Consider the following 17,726-nt stretch of genomic DNA (forward strand, 5'->3'; position numbering starts at 1 on the left):
AGGGTGTCGGCGGGGCCCGCGGGTCGGGCCCGCCGGGACGGCGGTCCCGGCGGGCTCGACCGGCGGCTCAGGAGTGCGGCACCGTCGCGGTGATGAGGGTGCCGTCGTCGCGGCGGTTGCCGGACAGGGCGCGCAGGCTGGGACGCCCCGGCCGCACCGGGCCCTGTCCGTCGAGGGCGACGACGACCGGCTCGTCCGCGGTGACCGCCACCTGCTCGCCCCGCACGAAGACCTTCGCGCCCTCGCCGGTCTCGGCGACGAGCTCGAGCTCGTCCGTCCGCACCGTGACGCGCAGGCGCGACCCCTGCCACTGCACGCGGAAGGTCAGGGCCTCCCAGCCCTGCGGGAGGCGCGGGTCGAACGACAGCACGCCGTCGTGGTCCCGCATGCCGCCGAAGCCGAACGCGAGCGCCGACCAGGTGCCGCCCGCCGACGCCACGTGGACGCCGTCGGCCGCGTTGTCGTGCAGGTTCGCCAGGTCCACGAGCAGCGAGGACACGAAGTACTCGAGCGCGAGCTCGTGGTACCCGACCTCGGCCGCGACGATCGACTGCACGACGCCGGACAGCGTCGAGTCGCCGGTGGTCAGCGGGTCGTAGTACTCGAAGTCGGCCAGCTTCTGCTCGGCCGAGAAGTGCTGCCCCTGCAGGAACAGCGCCAGCACCACGTCCGCCTGCTTGAGCACCTGGTACCGGTAGATCACCAGCGGGTGGTAGTGCAGCAGCAGCGGGCGCTTGGTCACCGGCGTCGCGGCCAGGTCCCAGATCTCCCGCTCGAGGAAGTGGGAGTCCTGCGGGTGGATGCCGATGCTCTCCGCGTACGGGATCGACATGTGGTCGGCGGCCCGGGTCCACTCGGTGGTCTCGTGCACGCCCAGGGACAGGCGGTCCGCGAGGCGCGCGTAGTCCTCCGGGAAGTCCTCGCGCATCGCCTCCACGACGAACGCCGCGGCCCGCAGGTTGAACCGCGCCATGACGTTGGTGAACAGGTTGTCGTTCACCACGGTCGTGTACTCGTCGGGGCCGGTCACCCCGTGGATGTGGAAGTTGTCGTCGCCGTTGGCGCGCCAGAAGCCGAGGTCCTCCCACATGCGCGCCGTCTCGACGAGCACGTCCACCGCCTCGCGGCGCAGGAAGTCCGTGTCGCCCGTGGCGCGCACGTACTGCACCAGGGCGAAGCTGATGTCCGCGTCGATGTGGTACTGCGCGGTGCCCGCCGCGTAGTAGGCGGACGCCTCCTCGCCGTTGATGGTGCGCCACGGGAACAGGGCGCCCTTCTGCGACAGCTCCTTGGCGCGGCGCCGCGCGGCGTCGAGCATCTGGTAGCGGAACCGCAGGGCGTTGCGGGCGTACCGCGGGCTCGTGTACGTGAGGAACGGGAGCACGTAGATCTCCGTGTCCCAGAAGTAGTGGCCCGAGTAGCCGCTGCCGGTCAGGCCCTTGGCGGGGACGCCGGAGCCCTCGGCCCGCGCGGTCGCCTGGGCGAGCTGGAACAGGTTCCAGCGCACCGCCTGCTGGATCTCCGGGCGCCCCTCGATCTCGACGTCCGACCGGGCCCAGTAGTCGTCCAGCCAGGTGCGCTGGTGCGTGAACTGCTCCTCGATGCCGCCGGCGCGCACCCGGTCCAGGGTGCGGCGGCACCGGTCGACGAGCTCGCGCGTGGGGACGCCGCGGGACGTGTGGTACGTGACCACCTTGGTGAGGCGGATGGTGTGCCCCGCCTTCGCGTCGACGCGGAACACGTGCTTGGCGAGGTCGTCGTCGACCTGCGTGCGCACGTCCCACTCGTCCACGGCCTCCAGGCGGTGGTCGGCCGCGACGGCGAGCGTCATGCCCGAGTTGGTGCAGCGGTACGACAGCACGAGCCGCTCGTCGTCGCCCCACCGGGTCTGCGGCTGCAGCACCCGGCCGGCGAACGCCTCCGCCTTGCGGGGGTCGAAGCCCTCCCCCAGCGACGCGGCGGGCACGTGGTACTCGTCCTGCCCGTCCTGCCGGTTGAGGATCTGCGACGAGATCGCCACCGGCCCGTCGGCGTCGAGCAGCGTGACCTCGAACGTCATGACGCCCAGGTGCCGCTCGACGAACGACACCATGCGCTCCGAGGCCACCTTGACCCGCTTGCCCGACGGCGTGCGCCACAGGATCTCGCGGCGCAGGACGCCGTCGCGCAGGTCGAGCGCGCGCTCGTAGTCGATGAGGTCGGCCACCGGCAGCAGCAGCGGCTCGTCGTCCACGTACAGCCGGATCACCTTGGTGTCCGGGGCGTTGACGATGGTCTGGCCGACCTTGGCGAAGCCGTACGCCTCCTCGGCGTGCCGGATGGGCCACGTCTCGTGGAAGCCGTTGACGAACGTGCCGTGCGAGTGGGACTCGCGTCCCTCCTCGACGTTGCCGCGCATCCCGAGGTAGCCGTTCCCCACCGCGAAGAGGGACTCGGTGACCCCGAGGTCCTCCGCGGAGAACTCGGCCTCCACCAGGCGCCACGGCTCGGCGGGGAAGCGCAGGCGGTCCACCGACCGCTGCTCGTCGGCGGTGCGGCGGATCATGCCCGACCCTCCTGCCGGTCGGCGGGCTCGTCCAGGATCGACGCGTCCAGCTCGCCCAGGTCGGCGACGACGCGGTCGGCGCCGTGCGCGGCGAGCGCCTGCGCCCCGACGCCGCGGTCGACGCCGAGCACCAGGCCGAAGGGCCCGGCCGCGCCGGCCTGCACGCCGGACAGGGCGTCCTCCACGACGACCGCCTCGGCGGCCGGGACGCCGAGCAGCTCGGCGGCGCGGAGGTACGTGTCCGGCGCGGGCTTGCCCGGCAGGTGCTCGCGCGCCGCGACGTTGCCGTCCACGACGACCTCGAACCGCTCGGTGAGCCCGGCCGCGGCGAGCACGGCGGGCGTGTTGCGCGACGACGAGACCACGGCGACCTGCGCGCCCGCGGTCGTCACGGCGTCGAGGAAACGCACCGAGCCCGGGTAGGGGGCGATGCCCTCCTCGTCGAACATCCGGTTGACGATCGCGTCCTTGCGGTTGCCGAGCGCGCACACGGTGTCCTCCCCGGGCGCGTCGTCGGCGGTGCCGCGCGGCAGCTCGACGCCGCGCGAGGCGAGGAACGTCGCCACGCCGTCGTACCGCGGCTTGCCGTCGATGTGCGCGAAGTAGTCCGCGGACGTGTACGGCGCGAGGCCGCGGGCCTCGCAGTAGGGCGCGAACAGGCGTTCCCACGCCCGCATGTGCACCTCGGCGGTCGGGGTGAGCACGCCGTCGAGGTCGAACAGCACGGCTCGGAGGCTGGTCACGGGCGTCCTTCGCGGGTCGGGGTCGGGTGCGGGCACCGTGCCCCCTGCGGGCCGACGCCGGGGTTCAGCCTACGCAGTCACGGGGGCGCTCCGGGAGCACGCGCCGCGCCTCGGTGAGATCTTCGCGGATCGGTCCCACGACCGTCCCGGTTCGGTCCCGCTCAGGCCGGGTCAGCGCAGCTCCGGTCCGGCACGGTCAGGCGGCGGCCCGCTCCGCGAGCGCCTCCGCCACCCGCCCGAGGTTCGCCAGCTCCGCGCGACGGGTGTCGACGTCGGCGAGGCTCCGTCGCGGCGCGGCGAGGAGCGTCACGTCGGCCAGCCCGGCCGCGGGCAGCCCGATCCGGCCCCACGGCTCGGCGACCAGGCGGACGAGCTCGCCGAGCTGCGGCCCGGAGCACTGCGAGACCGTGGCGGGCGGCAGCCCGGCCCACAGGCCCATGCCCCGCTCGGTCGCGCGGGCGAGCAGCTCCCAGGCGCGCTCGTTCCAGCCCGCCGCCTCCCCTGCGCCGCCGACGTCGGCGAGGTCCAGCCCGACGGCGTCCGCCCCGGCGAGCGCCACGGGCGGCACGCCCACCCAGGTCGCGCCGAGGTGCACGACGACGCGGGCACCGGCCTCGTGCGCGGCGTCGACGACGGGCCGCAGCCCCTCGACGACGTCCGGCCCGGGCACCGCCCGCAGGCGGGAGTAGCCGGAGAAGCTGGGCAGCACGCCCGCGTGCACCTGGCCCAGCAGGGGCTCGGTGAGCTGCACGACCGGCGTCGCGCCGGGGACCTGGGCGCGCACGTCCGCCAGGTGCCGCCGGACCGCCTCGGCCAGCGCGAGCGACAGGTCGCGGCGCGCGCCGGCGTCGGCCAGGACGCGGTCGCCGCGCGCCGACCACAGCTGGGCGGCGAGGGTCCACGGGCCGGTGAGCTCGACGGCGAGCGGGCCGTCGTGCCCCACGGCCGCCACCGCCAGCGCGGACAGGTCCTCGCGCAGCAGCGACTCCGCGCGGCGCAGGTCGGCGCCGGGGTGGTCGGTCAGCTTCCAGCCGTGCGGGCCCAGCTCGACCGGCATCTCCGCCAGCAGCGCCGCCGTCCGGCCGACGGCGTCGGCCCCCGGCCCGCGACCGGTGAGCTGGGCGAGGAACGGGACCGGGTCGACGCCGGTCGGCAGGGACGCCAGGTCGTCCAGCACGGTCTGCTGCGCCACGAGCTCGTCGCGCGCGCCGCCGGGCCACGGGCCGTGCCCGGAGACCGCCGTCACGCGTCCGCCCCCGCTCCGGCCGGCCGCTCGCCCACGACGTCCGCCACGCTGTCGCCCGATGTCACCCGATGTCACCTCTCCCACCCCGTCATGGCACGGCCGGTCGCCGCTCTCGAAGGGTAGGAGCACGGTAACGGTCCGACGAAGGAGTCCCGATGTCCGTCATCCTCGACCAGGCGCCCGCGGCACCCGCGGGCCGGGCCCCCACGTCGCCGCTCGCGCACCCCTCGGGCGGGTCGTCGACCGTGCTGTCCACCCCGCGGGCGGTCGCGATGCGTGTGCACGCCAACGCCATGCCGTCGGGCGCGGAGGCGGTGCTGCGGCGCCAGCTCGCGCCCGGGTTCCGCAACCACGACGTGCTGCCGGGCTGCGCCGGCGGCCCCGACGCGCTCGTCGCCACCATGCACTGGTTCCACGACGCGTTCGACGAGCAGCGCGTCGAGGTGCTGCACGCCGTCACCGAGGGCGACCTGGTGTCGCTGCACGTCGCGTTCAGCGCCCTGCACGCGGGGTTCTTCCTCGGCGTCGCGCCCTCGCACCGGCGCTTCACCGTGCGCGAGATGCACCTGGTGCGCGTCGCGGACGGGCTCGAGGCCGAGCACTGGGTCATGCGCGACCAGGTGTGGTGGGAGCACGAGCTGCGTCGCTGAGCGCCACCGCCGCCGTGGGAGACTGCGCCCATGCGGATCACCGTGCGCAACGCCCGTTTCCAGCAGCTGCAGACGCTGCTCACGAACCGCACCAAGCGAGGTCGCGCCGGGGAGTTCCTGGTGCAGGGCGTGCGCCCGATCACGATGGCGGTCGAGCACGGCTGGCAGGTGCGCACGCTGCTGCACGAGACCGACCGCCGGCTGTCGTCGTGGGCCCAGGAGATGCTGCAGGCCACGGGCGCCGAGACGATCGCGATGTCCCCCGACCTGCTCGCCGAGCTCGCCGAGAAGGACGAGGGCGCCAGCGAGCTGCTGGCCGTGGTCGCGATGCCCGCCGACGACCTGGCGCGGGTCCCGGTGGGGCCGTCGTTCCTGGGCGTCGTCTTCGACCGCCCCACCCAGCCGGGCAACGTCGGCGCGGTCGTGCGGTCCGCCGACGCGTTCGGCGCCGACGGCCTCGTCGTCACGGGGCACGCCGCCGACCCCTACGACCCGAAGGCCGTGCGCGCGACCACCGGCTCCCTCTTCGCGCTGCCCGTCGTCCGGGCGGCCTCGCACGGCGAGGTCATGGACTGGCTGGCCGCGCACCGTGCCGCCGGGCGCCCGGTGACCGTCGTCGCGACCGACGAGGACGGCGACGCCGCGCCCGCCGACGTCGACCTCACGGGCCCGGTGCTGCTCGCCGTCGGCAACGAGACCGCCGGGCTGTCGAGGGGGTGGCGCGAGGCCGCCGACGTCACCGTGGCGATCCCCATGGCCGGGTCGGCGAGCTCGCTCAACGCCTCGAACGCCGCGTCGATCGTGCTGTACGAGGCCCACCGGCAGCGGCTCGCGCGGGGCTGAGCCCGCCACGGCCGGCCGGGCGGTCAGGGGCGCGCGACGGCGCGGCAGCTGCGCAGGAACGAGTCGGCGACCCGGGCGGGGTCCCCGAGGTAGCCCGCGACCATGACACCGTCGCGCAGGAGCATGAGGTCCTCGGCGACGGCGGCGGGGTCGGCCGGGGCGAGCGGGGCGACCAGTCGCGCGAAGGCGTCCTCCCACCACCGACGGTGGGTGTCGACAGCCCGGCGGACGGGGCTGGCGGCGTCCGGGTACTCCGCGGCGGCGTTGATGAACGGGCAGCCGCGGAACCCGGGGCTGCACGCGACGGCCCCGGTGCCGTCCGCGAGCAGGCGCAGGGTGGCGTCGACGTCGCCGCGCCCCTGCTCGATCGCGGCGTCCACCCCCTCGCGCTCGAGCGCCGCCCGGTGCTCGAGATAGGCGACCACCAGGTCGTCCTTGCTCTTGAAGTGCCGGTAGAAGGTCACCTTCGTGGTCCCGGCGCGGTCGATGACCTTGTCGACGCTCACGGCCCGCAGCCCGTGCGCGTAGAACAGCTCGTTCGCCGCCTCGACCAGGCGCTCTCGTACGGACCCCTGCACGGTCGCGATCATACGTGTCCTCCTTGCCCGGCCACCGGCCTTCCCCTTGCGCTCGACGTCCGGCCCTGTGTACGGTCCTGCTCGGTAGAGTGACTAGTCAGTCTACCTCCGTCCCTCTCGAAGGAATGAGCCATGACCACCACCGTGGAACCCCCCACCGCCACCGCCGCCACTCCTGCCACCGCACTGCGGAACCTCTACCTCGTCCGGTTCGGCTTCGCCGTCGTCTGGGCGGTGCTGCTTGTCGTCACCGCGTCGAGCATCGGCCCGGTGACCACGGCGCTGCTCGTGCTGTACCCGCTGTTCGACGTCGCCGCGGCGGTCGTGGACCTGCGGGCCTCGAAGGCCGCGCGCCCCGCCGTCGGCCTCCGCGTGAACGTCGCCCTCAGCCTGCTGACCGCCGCCGCCCTCGGCCTCGCCGTCACCTCCGGCATCCCCGCCGTGCTGCGCGTCTGGGGCGCCTGGGCGATCACCGCCGGGATCGTGCAGCTGGTCGTCGCCGTCCGCCGCTACCGGCTCGGGGGCCAGTGGGCCATGATCCTCAGCGGCGGCATCTCCGTGCTCGCCGGCGGCGGGTTCGTCATGATGGCCGGCGGCCCGGACGCGGCGCTGACCTCGCTCGCCGGGTACGCGACCCTCGGCGGCATCTTCTTCCTCGTCTCGGCGCTGCGGCTGCACCGCGTCGCGAGGGCCGCACGATGACCGCGGCCGTCTACGACGTCGTCGTCGTCGGTGCCGGACCGGTCGGGGAGAACGTCGCCGACCGCGTGGTGCAGGGCGGCCTCACGGCCGCCGTCGTGGAGCGCGAGCTCGTCGGCGGGGAGTGCTCCTACTGGGCCTGCATGCCGACCAAGGCTCTCCTGCGGGACGCCGCCGCGCTGCGCGCCGCCCGGAGCCTGCCCGGGGCGCGCGCCGCCGTGACCGGCGAGCTCGACCCGGCGGCCGTGCTGCGGCGCCGCGACGAGTTCGCCGCCCGCTGGGACGACGGCGGACAGGTCGCCTGGCTGGAGCGGGCCGGCATCGCCCTCGTCCGCGGGACCGGGCGGATCGCAGGCGCCCGCACGGTCGAGGTGACCGGCGCCGACGGGTCGGCGGCCACCCTCGAGGCGCGGCACGCGGTGGTGGTCGCCACGGGCAGCAGCGCCCGGCTGCCGGAGATCCCCGGGCTGGCCGACGTCGCCCCGTGGACCAGCCGGGAGGCCGCCGCGGCGCCGGCCGTGCCCGCGCGGCTCGCGATCGTCGGCGGCGGCGTCGTCGGCGCCGAGATGGCGACGGCGTACGCGGCCCTCGGGGCACAGGTCACCCTCGTGGCCCGGGACGGGCTGCTGCCCGCCGTGGAGCCGTTCGCGAGCGACCTCGTGGCCCGGTCGCTGAAGGCGGCGGGCGTCGTGCAGCACCTCCGGACCGAGCCCGTGCGCGCCCACCGCGACGCTCAGGGGGTCGTGCGCCTCGTCCTCGCCGACGGCTCCGCCGTCGAGGCCGACGAGGTGCTGGTCGCGACGGGCCGTCGGCCGCGCACCGACGACCTCGGCCTGGACCGGTTCGGGCTCGCCCCCGGCGACTGGCTGCGCGTGGACGACTCCCTGCGCGTCCTCGGCCCCGACGGCGCCCCGGTGGGCGACGGGTGGCTCTACGCCGCCGGCGACGTCAACCGCCGCGCGCTGCTGACCCACCAGGGCAAGTACCAGGCCCGGGCCGTGGGCGACACGATCGTCGCCCGGGCCCGCGGCGCCGCGGTCGACCTGTCCCCCTGGGGCCGGCATGCCGCCACGGCCGACCTGCGGGCCGTGCCGCAGGTCGTCTTCACCGACCCGGAGGTCGCGACCGTCGGGCACACCTCCGCCTCCGCGGCGGCGGCGGGACTCCGCGTCCGCACCGTCGAGCACGACCTCGGGTCCGTCGCCGGCGCCGCCCTGCACGCCGACGGCTACACGGGACGGGCCGCCATGGTCGTCGACGAGGACCGGCAGGTGCTCGTCGGCTTCACCGCCGTGGGCCCCGACGTCGGCGAGCTGCTGCACGCCGCGACGGTCGCCGTCGCCGGCGAGGTGCCGCTCGACCGGTTGTGGCACGCCGTCCCCGCGTACCCGACCGTCAGCGAGGTCTGGCTGCGGCTCCTCGAGGCGTACGGGCGGGACGCGGTCCCGGTGGTCGCCGGGGCCGCCTAGCCGCCCCGCCCGCGCCAGGCGTCGGCCACCGTCGCCTGGCCGAGCACCTGCGTGCCGCGGTAGACGACCATCGACTGGCCGGCGGCGACGCCGCGCAGCGGGGTGCCGGTGAGGTGCAGCTCCATGCCGGGTACGCCGTCGTCGGCCACGGCCCCGTCCTGCCCCGGCGTGCCGGTCGTCGCGCGCACCCGCGCGGGCACCGGCGCGCCGTGGGCGCGGACCTGCACCTCGACGTCGTCGACCCAGGCGGTGGGCGGAGGGGCGAGCCAGACGGCCTTCCCGGCGCCGATCCGGTCGACGCTGAGCAGCTCGGCCGGCCCGACCACGACGGTGTTGGTCGACGTCTGCACGTCCACCACGTACCGCGCGCGCCCGTCGGCGGCGGGACGGCCGAGGCCCAGGCCCTTGCGCTGGCCGACCGTGAACGCGTACGCGCCGTCGTGCTCGCCGACCACGGCGCCGTCGGTGTCCACGACCTCGCCCGGGCGGGAGCCGAGCCGGTCGCGCAGGAAGCCGCGGGTGTCGCCGTCGGCCACGAAGCAGATGTCGTAGGAGTCCGGCTTGGCGCTCACGGACAGGCCGCGCCGCTCGGCCTCCGCGCGCACCTCGGCCTTGGAGGCGAAGCCGCCGAGCGGGAACATCGCGCGCGCCAGCCGGTCCGGCCCCATCACGGCCAGCACGTAGGACTGGTCCTTCTCGTCGTTCGGCGACCGGTGCAGCTCGCGGGTCACGGTGCCGTCGGGGGCCTCGCGCGTCACGACCCGCGCGTAGTGGCCGGTGGCGACGGCGTCGAACCCGAGGGCGGTGGCCTTGTCGAGCAGCGCCTCGAACTTGATGTGCTCGTTGCAGCGCACGCACGGGTTCGGGGTACGGCCGGCCTCGTACTCGGACAGGAAGTCCGCGACGACGGTCTCCTCGAACCTCTCGGAGAGGTCCCAGACGTAGTACGGGATGCCGAGCACGTCCGCGGCGCGGCGCGCGTCGCCCGCGTCCTCGATGGAGCAGCAGCCGCGCGAACCCGTGCGGAACTGGTCGCGGTTGCGGCTCAGCGCCATGTGCACGCCGACCACGTCGTGCCCCGCCTCCACGGCGAGCGCCGCGGCGACGGCCGAGTCCACGCCGCCCGACATGGCGGCCAGCACCCTCATACCGTGCCCCCCGCCCCGGCCGGCGCGGACACGAGGCCCGCCGCGCGGGCCCGCTCGACCACCTGGGGCAGCGCGGCGACGAGGCGGTCGACGTCCTCGGCGGTCGACGTCGCGCCGAGCGAGAAGCGCAGCGCGCCGCGGGCGTCGAGCTCCGGCACGCCCATCGCGAGCAGCACGTGCGACGGCTGCGGCACGCCCGCCTGGCACGCCGACCCGGTGGAGGCCTGCACGCCCGCGGAGTCCAGCAGGTAGAGCAGCGAGTCGCCCTCGGCTCCGGGGAACGTGAAGTGCGCGTTGGCCGGGAGCCGCGCGGCGGCGCCGTCGCCGGCGGTCGGGCCCGACGCCGGGTCGGGGCCGCGCAGCACCGCCTCCGGGTCGACGGCGCGCACGCCCGCGACGAGCCGGTCGCGCAGGGCGCCGAGGGCCGCCGCGCGCTCGGGCCGGGCGGCGACGGTCTCCGCGAGCGCGACGGCGAACGACCGGATCGCGGGCACGTCGAGCGTGCCGGAGCGCACCCCGCGCTCCTGGCCGCCGCCGTGCAGCACCGCCTCGAGCGGCAGGTCGCGGCGGGCGAGCAGCGCGCCCACGCCGATCGGCCCGCCGAGCTTGTGCGCCGTCACCGTCATCGCGTCGACGCCCGAGGCCGCGAAGTCGACCTCGACCTGGCCCACGGCCTGCACCGCGTCGGTGTGCACGGGGACGCCGTGCTGGTGCGCGAGCCGCACGACGTCGCGCACCGGCTGCAGCGTGCCCACCTCGTTGTTGGCCCACATCACCGAGACGAGCGCGACCTCATCGCCGTGCTCCGTCAGCTCGGCGCGCAGGGCCGCGAGGTCGAGCCGGCCGTCGCCGTCCACGGGGAGCAGCACGATCTCCGCGCCCGCGTGCCCCGCGAGCCAGAACGCCGGGTCGAGCACCGCGTGGTGCTCGACGGCGGACACCAGCACGCGGGTGCGGCGCGGGTCCGTGCGGCGTCGGCCCCAGAAGATCCCCTTGATGGCGAGGTTGTCGGACTCGGTGCCCCCGCCGGTGAAGATCACCTCGCTGGGCCGCGAGCCCAGCGACGCGGCGACGGACTCGCGCGACTCCTCGACGGCCCGTCGCGCCGCGCGCCCCGCGGAGTGCAGCGAGCTCGCGTTGCCGGTCCGGCCGGCCTCCGCCACGTACGCCTCGAGCGCCGCCCGCGACATGGGGGTCGTGGCGGCGTGGTCGAGGTAGGCACCGGCGGGCGCCTCGGGGGTGGTCACGGTCCCCCAGTCTACGAACTCCCCGGCTCGGCAACGAGCGTGCTGACTTGATCCTCATTCGGGCGGAATGAGGATCAAGTCAGCACGCTCGTTGCGGCCGTCCGCTGCGGGTCAGCGGTGGCGCGGCCACGGGAACGGCCCGGGGCCGTCCCAGCCGTCGCCGCCCTTGCCGTGACCGTTGCCGTTCCCGTGACCGTTGCCGTGGCCGTTCCCGGGGTGCTCGCCCCGCCCGGTCTTGTAGACCTGGATCGTGGACGGGCGGGGCCCGCGCCAGGCGCCGGCCGGGGCCCGCTCGCCCTCGGCGAGGTAGTCCGGGAAGTAGGAGTTCGGCGCGGCGAAGGTCCCGTCCTCCCCCGGGTGCTGGACGTTGACGTAGACCATCCCGTCGCGCGAGTCGACGACGGGCCCGCAGGTCTCGGCGTCGCGCGGCACGGACAGGAACTGCTCGACGCGGCCGCGCTGGCGGCCCGTGAGGGTCACCTTGAACAGGCCGTCGCACTTCTGGATCGTCGACGGCGCGCCGTCCGTGGAGATCCACAGGTTGCCCTCGGCGTCGAACGCGAGGTTGTCGGGGCAGGAGATCGGCGACACCTTGTCGGCGGGGAAGCCCGAGAAGTACGTCGAGCCGTTCACCGACGGGTCGCCCGCGACGAGCAGGAGGTTCCACGTGAACGTCGTCGCGGTCTGGTCGCCGCCGTCCTCGATGATCTCGACGACGTGCCCGTCACGGTTGGTGGTGCGGGGGTTGGGCTCGGTGGCCCCCTCCTTGTCCGCCTTGCCGCGGTCGGTGTTGTTGGTGCACGCCACGTAGATGCGGCCGGTGAGCGGGTTGGGCTCGACGTCCTCGGGGCGGTCCATCTTGGTGGCGCCCACGGCGTCGGCCGCGAGGCGGGTGAAGACCAGCACCTCCTCGGTGGTCATGCCCGGCACCTGCGACTCGCCGTCCTTGACCAGCGCCACCCACTCGCCCGTGCCGTCGAAGGCGCCGTCGGACGGGACCGCGCCCGTGCCGTCGATCTCGGACGCCGGGGAGTCGCCACGGAACCGGGCGACGTACAGGTCGCCCTCGGACAGCAGGGTCTTGTTGTGGCGGCGGGCCCACCGGCTGCTGCCCTCGCGGAAGCGGTTCTTCGACACGAACTTGTACACGTAGTCGAAGCGCTCGTCGTCGCCCATGTACGCGACGGCGTGCCCGCGCTTGGACAGGATGACGTTGGCGCCCTCGTGCTTGAAGCGGCCCAGCGCCGTGTGCTTCACCGGCGCCTCGTCGGGCTCGTACGGGTCCACCTCGACGATCCAGCCGAAGCGGTGGCTCTCGTACTCGTAGCCGGGGTTGCGACCGTCGAAGCGCGGGTCGTCGAGCTCCCAGCCGTAGCTCGTGGCGGCGTCCTTGAGGCCGTAGCGCGCGTCGCGCGGGTCCTTGCCGTTGACGCGGAAGTTCGCGTTGTAGTTCTCCTCGCCGGAGACGACGGTGCCCCACGGCGTCGTGCCGCCCGCGCAGTTGTTGAGCGTGCCGCGCACGCGGGTGCCGGTCGGGTCCTCGACCGTCTTCATGAGGTACGAGCCCGCCGCCGGGCCGTCCACGCGGAACTCCGTGTCCACGGTGATGCGGCGGTTGTAGCGGCTGATCCGGGAGTAGCTCCACGGGGAGCCCTCGCGGTCGCGGCGCACCTCGACGACCGACAGGCCCCAGGCCGCGCGCTCGATCGCACGGCGCGTGGCGGCGTCGTACGACTCGTCGAACATGATCCCGGCGTTGGTGTACTCGTGGTTGCTGACGAGCAGGCCGCGCCGCCCGCGCTTCGTCCTGCCCCCGCGCGGCTGCACGTCGTCGGGGTCGGCCGGGAGGATGTCGAGGTAGTCGACGTTGTAGCCGAACTGCTTGGCCTGCTGCTCCGGCGTCTGGTGCGCGGCGTCGAACGCGCGACCGCCGGGCAGGATCGGGTCGCCCCAGCGGATGATCGGCGACCACTCGTACCCCTCGGGCACGACGAACGCGTCCACGCCGGCGTCCTGGGGCGCGATGGCGCCGAAGGCGAGGCCCTTGCCGGCGCCGTGGCCACGGCCCGCGGCCGTGACGGCGCTCGCTCCGGGCGCGCCCGCCACCTGGGTGCCGACGACGACGGTGGCGGCCGCGGCGGCCAGGCCGCCGAGCATGACGCGGCGGGACAGCGCCCGCGCCGCGACGTCGCGGAAGTACTCGTTGGCGGACTCGTTGGGCGCGGGGTGCGAGCACGCGTCGGCGCACTTGAGCCGGCACGTGACCGGGCTGCGCTTGCCGCGCGCGTAGTGCGGGCTGTGAGGCGTGGCCGCGAGCTCCAGCAGCGGGCGCGACTCGGGGGCGATCGTCATCGGTGGCACTCCTGAGATAGGGCGGTGACGGGACCGGGGGTGACGAGCCCGACGGTAGGGAGCACCGATGGCGTCACGTCGTCGTGACGCCGACCCTCAGGTGAACAGGGAATGACGCGCAGGGTGGCCGGCCTCGTCGACGGCGCGGTCGGGGCCGGCCATCTCGGCCCACACGTCGTCGAGGGAGAGGCCGAGGACGTCCGCGATCGCGGCGACGGTCGGGAACGCGGGGGTCGCGACGCGCCCGGACTCGATCTTCCGCAGGGTCTCCGGCGACACCCGCGCGTCGAGCGCGACCTGGAGCATCGAGCGCTCGCCCCGGGCGCGCCGCAGGAGGGCGCCGAGGCGGCGCCCGCGCTCGACCTCGGCGGGGGTGAGGGGCAGCCGGACCATGATCCGACTCTAATACCGGGATAACATGGCCGGTATTGTTATAGGTATACCGAGGAGGCCGCACCGCATGATCGAGATCCTGAACTCCGTCGAGCTGGCCCGGGCGCGGGAGACCGGTGCGCTCGTCGCCGACATCCTGCAGACCCTGCGCCGCCGCAGCACGGTCGGCACGAACCTCCTCGACCTGGACCGGTGGGCCGCCGAGCTGATCGCCGAGGCGGGCGCGCGGTCCTGCTACGTCGACTACGCGCCGCCCTTCGGCCGGGGGCCGTTCGGCCACCACCTGTGCACCGCCGTCAACGACGCCGTGCTCCACGGCATGCCGCACGACCGCGCGCTGGCCGACGGCGACCTGCTCACGCTCGACCTCGCCGTCCTCCGGGACGGGGTCGCCGCCGACGCCGCGATCAGCGTCGTCGTGGGGTCGTCACGGCCCGCGGAGAGCCTCGCCCTGATCGACGTCACCGAGCGCGCCCTGGCCGCGGGGATCGCCGCGGCCGGGCCCGGCGTCCGCCTGGGCGACGTCTCCCACGCCATCGGCACCGTCCTCGCCGGCGCGGGGTACCCGGTCAACACCGAGTTCGGCGGCCACGGCATCGGGTCGACGATGCACCAGGACCCGCACGTCGCCAACACCGGACGGCCCGGCCGCGGGTACCGGCTGCGGCCCGGCCTGCTCCTCGCGCTGGAGCCGTGGGTCATGGCGGACACCGACGAGCTGGTCACCGATGCCGACGGCTGGACGCTCCGCAGCGCGACCGGCTGCCGCACGGCGCACAGCGAGCACACCATCGCCATCACCGACGACGGGGCCGAGATCCTCACCCTGCCCCGGGACGCGGTCGCCTGAACGACCGCCCGAGCGCTCAGCCCAGCGACGCCACCCACTCCGACGTTCCGTCGTCGAAGCCCTGCTCCTTCCAGATCGGCACCTCGGCCTTGAGCTCCTCGACCAGGTCCGACGCCGCGGTGAACGCCGCCTGCCGGTGCCCCGCGGCCACGGCGGCCACCACCGCGACGTCGCCGATCGCCAGGTCGCCGGTGCGGTGCACCACGGCGACGCGGACGCGGTCCCCCGTCGCCGCGGCGGTGCGGCGCGCGACGCGTTCCGCCACCGTCCGCAGCACCGTCGCCGCGTCCGGGTGCGCCTCGTAGTGCAGCCGTGCGACCCCGCGCCCGCCGTCGTGGTCGCGCACGTAGCCGGCGAACGTCGCCACCGCGCCGCACGCGTCGTCGCGCACCAGCGCCCCGAGCTCCGCGACCAGCGGGTCCAGGGGCGAGTCGACGACGTCGGCGCGCAGCACGGCGACATCCGCGGGCGCGTCAGGCTCCTGGCCCACCTGCCCGGGGTGGTCGCCGCCGGCGAGCTGGTCGACGGCGTGCGGCAGCACGTCGGCCAGCGCGTCGAGGCCGTCCGTCACGCCGCCGACGGAGCCCGGCAGGTTGACCACCAGCGTGCGGCGGGCCACGCCGGCGACGCCGCGGGACAGCGCCGCCGCGGGGACGGCCCGCTTCGCGGGGTCGGTCGGCGCGGTCGAGCGCGCGCGGACGAGCTCCGCGATCCCCGGCACCTCGCGGTCCAGGACGGCGCGGGTCGCCTCCGGGGTGCGGTCGCGCGGGCCGAGCCCCGTGCCGCCGCTGGTGACGATCAGGTGCGGCACGTCGTCCGGCGCCTCCCCCGTCCCGGGTGCGAGCAGCGCGGCGAGCGCCTCGCGCACCGGCTCGCCGTCGGGCACGACGACGGGCGACGACGTGCGCCAGCCCCGGGCCGCGAACCACGCGACGGCCGCCGGGCCCGAGCGGTCCTCGTACTCCCCCGCCGCCGCGCGGTCCGAGGCTACGACGACGGCGACGCGCCGCTGTGCGTGAGCGCCCCCGTGGTGCTCGTGCGTGCCGGTCATGCGTCCTCCCGGCCCGCCTCGGAGGTGGCCGCCGCGCGCGCCCAGTCGCCGGACTTGCCGCCCGACTTCGCCACCACCTGCACGTCGGTGAGCACGGCGGCCTTGTCGACGGCCTTGATCATGTCGTAGAGCGTCAGCCCGGCGACGGTGACGGCGGTGAGCGCCTCCATCTCGACGCCGGTGCGGCCGGTGGTGCGCACGGTCGCGGAGATCCCGACCGTGCCGGACCCGTCGGAGGCGGGCACGACGTCGATCTCCACGCCGGAGATCGGCAGCGGGTGGCACAGCGGCACGAGGTCGGGCGTGCGCTTGGCGCCCAGGATCCCGGCGATGCGCGCGGTGGCGATCGCCTCCCCCTTCGGCAGGTCGCCGGAGGCGATCCGCTCGACGACGTCCGCGCGCGTGCGCAGCACGCCCGTCGCCGTGGCCTCCCGCTTCGTCACGTCCTTGGCGGAGACGTCGACCATGTGGGCAGCGCCGTCGGCGCGGTAGTGGGTCAGGCCCTGGTTCGGGTCGTGCGGGTCGGGCGTCGGGTCGGTCAACGGAGCTCCTGGTAGTCGACGAGGTCGCCGGCGTCGAGGCGCGCGACGCCGGGCGGTACGTGCACGAGGACGGTCGCGGCGGCGAGGTGGGTCAGCAGGTGCGAGCCGGGTCCGCCGGTCATGCGCACACGGCCGTCGGGGTCGAGCGCGCCCCGCCGCACCTGATGGAGCGCGTGCGGCGAGTCGAGCGGCTCGGCGAGGGGCGCGCGGCCGGTGGCCCGGCGGGCCGGCGACGCGCCCGTCGCCGCGGCGAGCACCGGGCGCAGGAACAGCTCGAACGACACGTACGCGCTCACCGGGTTGCCGGGGAACGCCACGAGCGGCACGTCCCGTCCGGACCCGAGGGTGACCGTGCCGAGGCCCTGCGGCCCGCCCGGCTGGACGGCGACGTGCCCGAACCAGGCGTCGGTGAGGGTCTGCCGCACCACCTCGTACGCCCCGGCGGACACGCCGCCTGTCGTCACGACGAGGGCGACGTCGCCCGCCGCGTCGGCGAGCACCCGGAGCAGAGCGTCGGGCCGGTCCGGCGCGACGCGGGTCGTGACCCGGGCGCCCGCCTGCCCGAGCGCCGCGGTGAGCGCGGCGCCGTTGGCGTCGTGCACCTGCGCCGGGCCGAGCGGTGCTCCCGCCGGGGCCAGCTCCGAGCCGGTGGAGACGAGCAGCACGAGCGGCGGGGCCGCGACCTCGACGGTCGTGACGCCCGCGGCGACGAGCGCCCCGAGCTGCGGGCCTCCGAGCGGCGTGCCCGCAGGGACCAGCACGTCGCCGGCCGCGACGTCGGAGCCAGCCGTCCGCACGAACGTGCCGCGCGTGACGGGAGCGGCGAACCGGACCTCCGCGGTCGTGGCCGGGTCCGGGAAGCGCGGCGGGTCGGCGTCCTCGATCTTGACGACGGCGTCGGCCCCGGCGGGCACGGGCGCCCCGGTCATCACGGGCGCCGCGGTGCCCGGGTCCAGCGCCGGCGGCCGGGTCCCGGCGGGGACGGGGGCGACAACGGGCAGCGCCACCGGGTCGCCGACGGACGCGCCGGCGAGGTCCGCGGAACGCACCGCGTACCCGTCCATCTGGGAGTTGTCGAAGCCGGGCAGCGCGACGGCGGCCACGGCGTCACGCGCCAGCACGCGCGGCGACAGCCCGGCCCCGGCGCCCACCTGCGTCAGCAGGGTCGCGACGTCGATCCGCGCGGACGCCCGCCCGCGCGCCGCCGCCAGGGCGGGCTCGACCGCCTCGGCCACCGCGGCCGCGTGGTCGGCCACCGACCGTCGCCGCGTCACGTCGTCATGCACGGGCGTCAGCCTATGTCCCGCGCCGCCCACGGTCCTCAGCAGGTCACGGAGGCCCGCCCCGTCGCGCTCGTCCGGGGCGCGGGG

General features: G+C 75.6%; 16 protein-coding genes. 5 read left to right on the plus strand and 11 right to left on the minus strand.

From position 1 onward, the window contains the following. Positions 1-67 precede the first annotated feature (67 nt). The 3 genes from ACFQ8T_RS16330 to ACFQ8T_RS16340 all read right to left on the minus strand — a co-directional run bounded on the left by ACFQ8T_RS16330 (position 68) and on the right by ACFQ8T_RS16340 (position 4,534). Entirely contained in the window at positions 68-2,545 is a 2,478-nt protein-coding gene (locus ACFQ8T_RS16330) for a glycoside hydrolase family 65 protein (protein ID WP_430547534.1), read from the minus strand. Then, positions 2,542-3,288: an HAD family hydrolase gene (locus tag ACFQ8T_RS16335; RefSeq protein ID WP_430547535.1), complete on the minus strand. Its 747-nt coding sequence runs from the start codon at positions 3,286-3,288 to the stop codon at positions 2,542-2,544. The genes ACFQ8T_RS16330 and ACFQ8T_RS16335 overlap by 4 nt, the downstream gene beginning before the upstream one ends. Positions 3,289-3,484: 196 nt before the next feature. Further along, a complete protein-coding gene (locus ACFQ8T_RS16340; protein ID WP_430547536.1) occupies positions 3,485-4,534 on the minus strand; it encodes a hypothetical protein in 1,050 nt (349 codons plus the stop codon). A gap of 155 nt (positions 4,535-4,689) precedes the next feature. On the opposite strand from ACFQ8T_RS16340, the gene ACFQ8T_RS16345 reads away from it, so the two are divergent. Next, on the plus strand, positions 4,690-5,184 hold the full coding sequence (locus ACFQ8T_RS16345; protein ID WP_430547537.1) for an ester cyclase: 495 nt from the start codon (positions 4,690-4,692) through the stop codon (positions 5,182-5,184). Positions 5,185-5,214: 30 nt separating this feature from the next. Then, positions 5,215-6,027, plus strand: a complete 813-nt coding sequence (locus ACFQ8T_RS16350) for a TrmH family RNA methyltransferase (protein ID WP_430547538.1) — start codon at positions 5,215-5,217, stop codon at positions 6,025-6,027. Between the two features lie 23 nt (positions 6,028-6,050). On the opposite strand, the gene ACFQ8T_RS16355 is transcribed toward ACFQ8T_RS16350, so the two are convergent. Continuing rightward, complete coding sequence (locus tag ACFQ8T_RS16355; RefSeq protein ID WP_430547539.1) at positions 6,051-6,617, minus strand: TetR/AcrR family transcriptional regulator; 567 nt, start codon at positions 6,615-6,617, stop codon at positions 6,051-6,053. Between the two features lie 120 nt (positions 6,618-6,737). Between ACFQ8T_RS16355 and ACFQ8T_RS16360 the strand changes: the two genes are divergently transcribed. Together ACFQ8T_RS16360 and ACFQ8T_RS16365 are read left to right on the plus strand one after the other, a co-directional pair. After that, complete coding sequence (locus tag ACFQ8T_RS16360; RefSeq protein ID WP_430547540.1) at positions 6,738-7,307, plus strand: hypothetical protein; 570 nt, start codon at positions 6,738-6,740, stop codon at positions 7,305-7,307. Further along, positions 7,304-8,773: a dihydrolipoyl dehydrogenase family protein gene (locus ACFQ8T_RS16365; protein ID WP_430547541.1), complete on the plus strand. Its 1,470-nt coding sequence runs from the start codon at positions 7,304-7,306 to the stop codon at positions 8,771-8,773. Before ACFQ8T_RS16360 ends, ACFQ8T_RS16365 begins: the two co-directional genes overlap by 4 nt. Here ACFQ8T_RS16365 and mnmA read toward each other — a convergent pair. The 4 genes from mnmA to ACFQ8T_RS16385 form a co-directional block, all read right to left on the minus strand. Continuing rightward, positions 8,770-9,921, minus strand: a complete 1,152-nt coding sequence (gene mnmA, locus ACFQ8T_RS16370) for a tRNA 2-thiouridine(34) synthase MnmA (RefSeq protein ID WP_430547542.1) — start codon at positions 9,919-9,921, stop codon at positions 8,770-8,772. The genes ACFQ8T_RS16365 and mnmA overlap by 4 nt on opposite strands. Next, a complete protein-coding gene (locus ACFQ8T_RS16375) occupies positions 9,918-11,111 on the minus strand; it encodes a cysteine desulfurase family protein (RefSeq protein ID WP_430547595.1) in 1,194 nt (397 codons plus the stop codon). The genes mnmA and ACFQ8T_RS16375 overlap by 4 nt, the downstream gene beginning before the upstream one ends. Positions 11,112-11,279: 168 nt before the next feature. Then, positions 11,280-13,520 carry a PhoX family protein gene (locus ACFQ8T_RS16380; protein ID WP_430547543.1) on the minus strand — a complete coding sequence of 747 codons (2,241 nt, stop codon included), beginning with the start codon at positions 13,518-13,520 and terminating at the stop codon, positions 11,280-11,282. 96 nt (positions 13,521-13,616) lie between these two features. After that, complete coding sequence (locus ACFQ8T_RS16385; RefSeq protein WP_430547544.1) at positions 13,617-13,913, minus strand: helix-turn-helix transcriptional regulator; 297 nt, start codon at positions 13,911-13,913, stop codon at positions 13,617-13,619. A 67-nt stretch (positions 13,914-13,980) separates the two neighbouring features. On the opposite strand from ACFQ8T_RS16385, the gene map reads away from it, so the two are divergent. Further along, positions 13,981-14,763: a type I methionyl aminopeptidase gene (map, locus tag ACFQ8T_RS16390; RefSeq protein WP_430547545.1), complete on the plus strand. Its 783-nt coding sequence runs from the start codon at positions 13,981-13,983 to the stop codon at positions 14,761-14,763. Between the two features lie 16 nt (positions 14,764-14,779). Here map and ACFQ8T_RS16395 read toward each other — a convergent pair whose 3' ends face one another. The 3 genes from ACFQ8T_RS16395 to glp are packed head-to-tail and all read right to left on the minus strand — an operon-like array spanning position 14,780 to position 17,642. Next, positions 14,780-15,814 (minus strand): molybdenum cofactor biosynthesis protein MoaE, encoded by a 1,035-nt coding sequence (locus tag ACFQ8T_RS16395; protein WP_430547546.1) that lies wholly within the window; start codon positions 15,812-15,814, stop codon positions 14,780-14,782. Continuing rightward, a complete protein-coding gene (gene moaC / locus ACFQ8T_RS16400) occupies positions 15,811-16,356 on the minus strand; it encodes a cyclic pyranopterin monophosphate synthase MoaC (RefSeq protein ID WP_430547547.1) in 546 nt (181 codons plus the stop codon). The genes ACFQ8T_RS16395 and moaC overlap by 4 nt, the downstream gene beginning before the upstream one ends. Beyond that, positions 16,353-17,642: a gephyrin-like molybdotransferase Glp gene (glp, locus tag ACFQ8T_RS16405; protein ID WP_430547548.1), complete on the minus strand. Its 1,290-nt coding sequence runs from the start codon at positions 17,640-17,642 to the stop codon at positions 16,353-16,355. The genes moaC and glp overlap by 4 nt, the downstream gene beginning before the upstream one ends. Positions 17,643-17,726 lie beyond the last annotated feature (84 nt).

It is taken from the genome of Isoptericola sp. NPDC056618 (assembly GCF_042792715.1).
GTDB lineage: Bacteria > Actinomycetota > Actinomycetes > Actinomycetales > Cellulomonadaceae > Isoptericola > Isoptericola nanjingensis.

What these genes read in the sequence shown, in the direction of transcription:
- ACFQ8T_RS16385 (WP_430547544.1), bottom strand. Translation starts at nt 13,913, where the DNA reads ATGGTCCGGCTGCCCCTCACCCCCGCCGAGGTCGAGCGCGGGCGCCGC.
- ACFQ8T_RS16360 (WP_430547540.1), top strand. Translation starts at nt 6,738, where the DNA reads ATGACCACCACCGTGGAACCCCCCACCGCCACCGCCGCCACTCCTGCC.
- ACFQ8T_RS16365 (WP_430547541.1), top strand. Translation starts at nt 7,304, where the DNA reads ATGACCGCGGCCGTCTACGACGTCGTCGTCGTCGGTGCCGGACCGGTC.
- ACFQ8T_RS16380 (WP_430547543.1), bottom strand. Translation starts at nt 13,520, where the DNA reads ATGACGATCGCCCCCGAGTCGCGCCCGCTGCTGGAGCTCGCGGCCACG.
- ACFQ8T_RS16330 (WP_430547534.1), bottom strand. Translation starts at nt 2,545, where the DNA reads ATGATCCGCCGCACCGCCGACGAGCAGCGGTCGGTGGACCGCCTGCGC.
- ACFQ8T_RS16395 (WP_430547546.1), bottom strand. Translation starts at nt 15,814, where the DNA reads ATGACCGGCACGCACGAGCACCACGGGGGCGCTCACGCACAGCGGCGC.
- mnmA (WP_430547542.1), bottom strand. Translation starts at nt 9,921, where the DNA reads ATGAGGGTGCTGGCCGCCATGTCGGGCGGCGTGGACTCGGCCGTCGCC.
- ACFQ8T_RS16350 (WP_430547538.1), top strand. Translation starts at nt 5,215, where the DNA reads ATGCGGATCACCGTGCGCAACGCCCGTTTCCAGCAGCTGCAGACGCTG.
- map (WP_430547545.1), top strand. Translation starts at nt 13,981, where the DNA reads ATGATCGAGATCCTGAACTCCGTCGAGCTGGCCCGGGCGCGGGAGACC.
- ACFQ8T_RS16345 (WP_430547537.1), top strand. Translation starts at nt 4,690, where the DNA reads ATGTCCGTCATCCTCGACCAGGCGCCCGCGGCACCCGCGGGCCGGGCC.
- ACFQ8T_RS16375 (WP_430547595.1), bottom strand. Translation starts at nt 11,111, where the DNA reads ATGTCGCGGGCGGCGCTCGAGGCGTACGTGGCGGAGGCCGGCCGGACC.
- ACFQ8T_RS16355 (WP_430547539.1), bottom strand. Translation starts at nt 6,617, where the DNA reads ATGATCGCGACCGTGCAGGGGTCCGTACGAGAGCGCCTGGTCGAGGCG.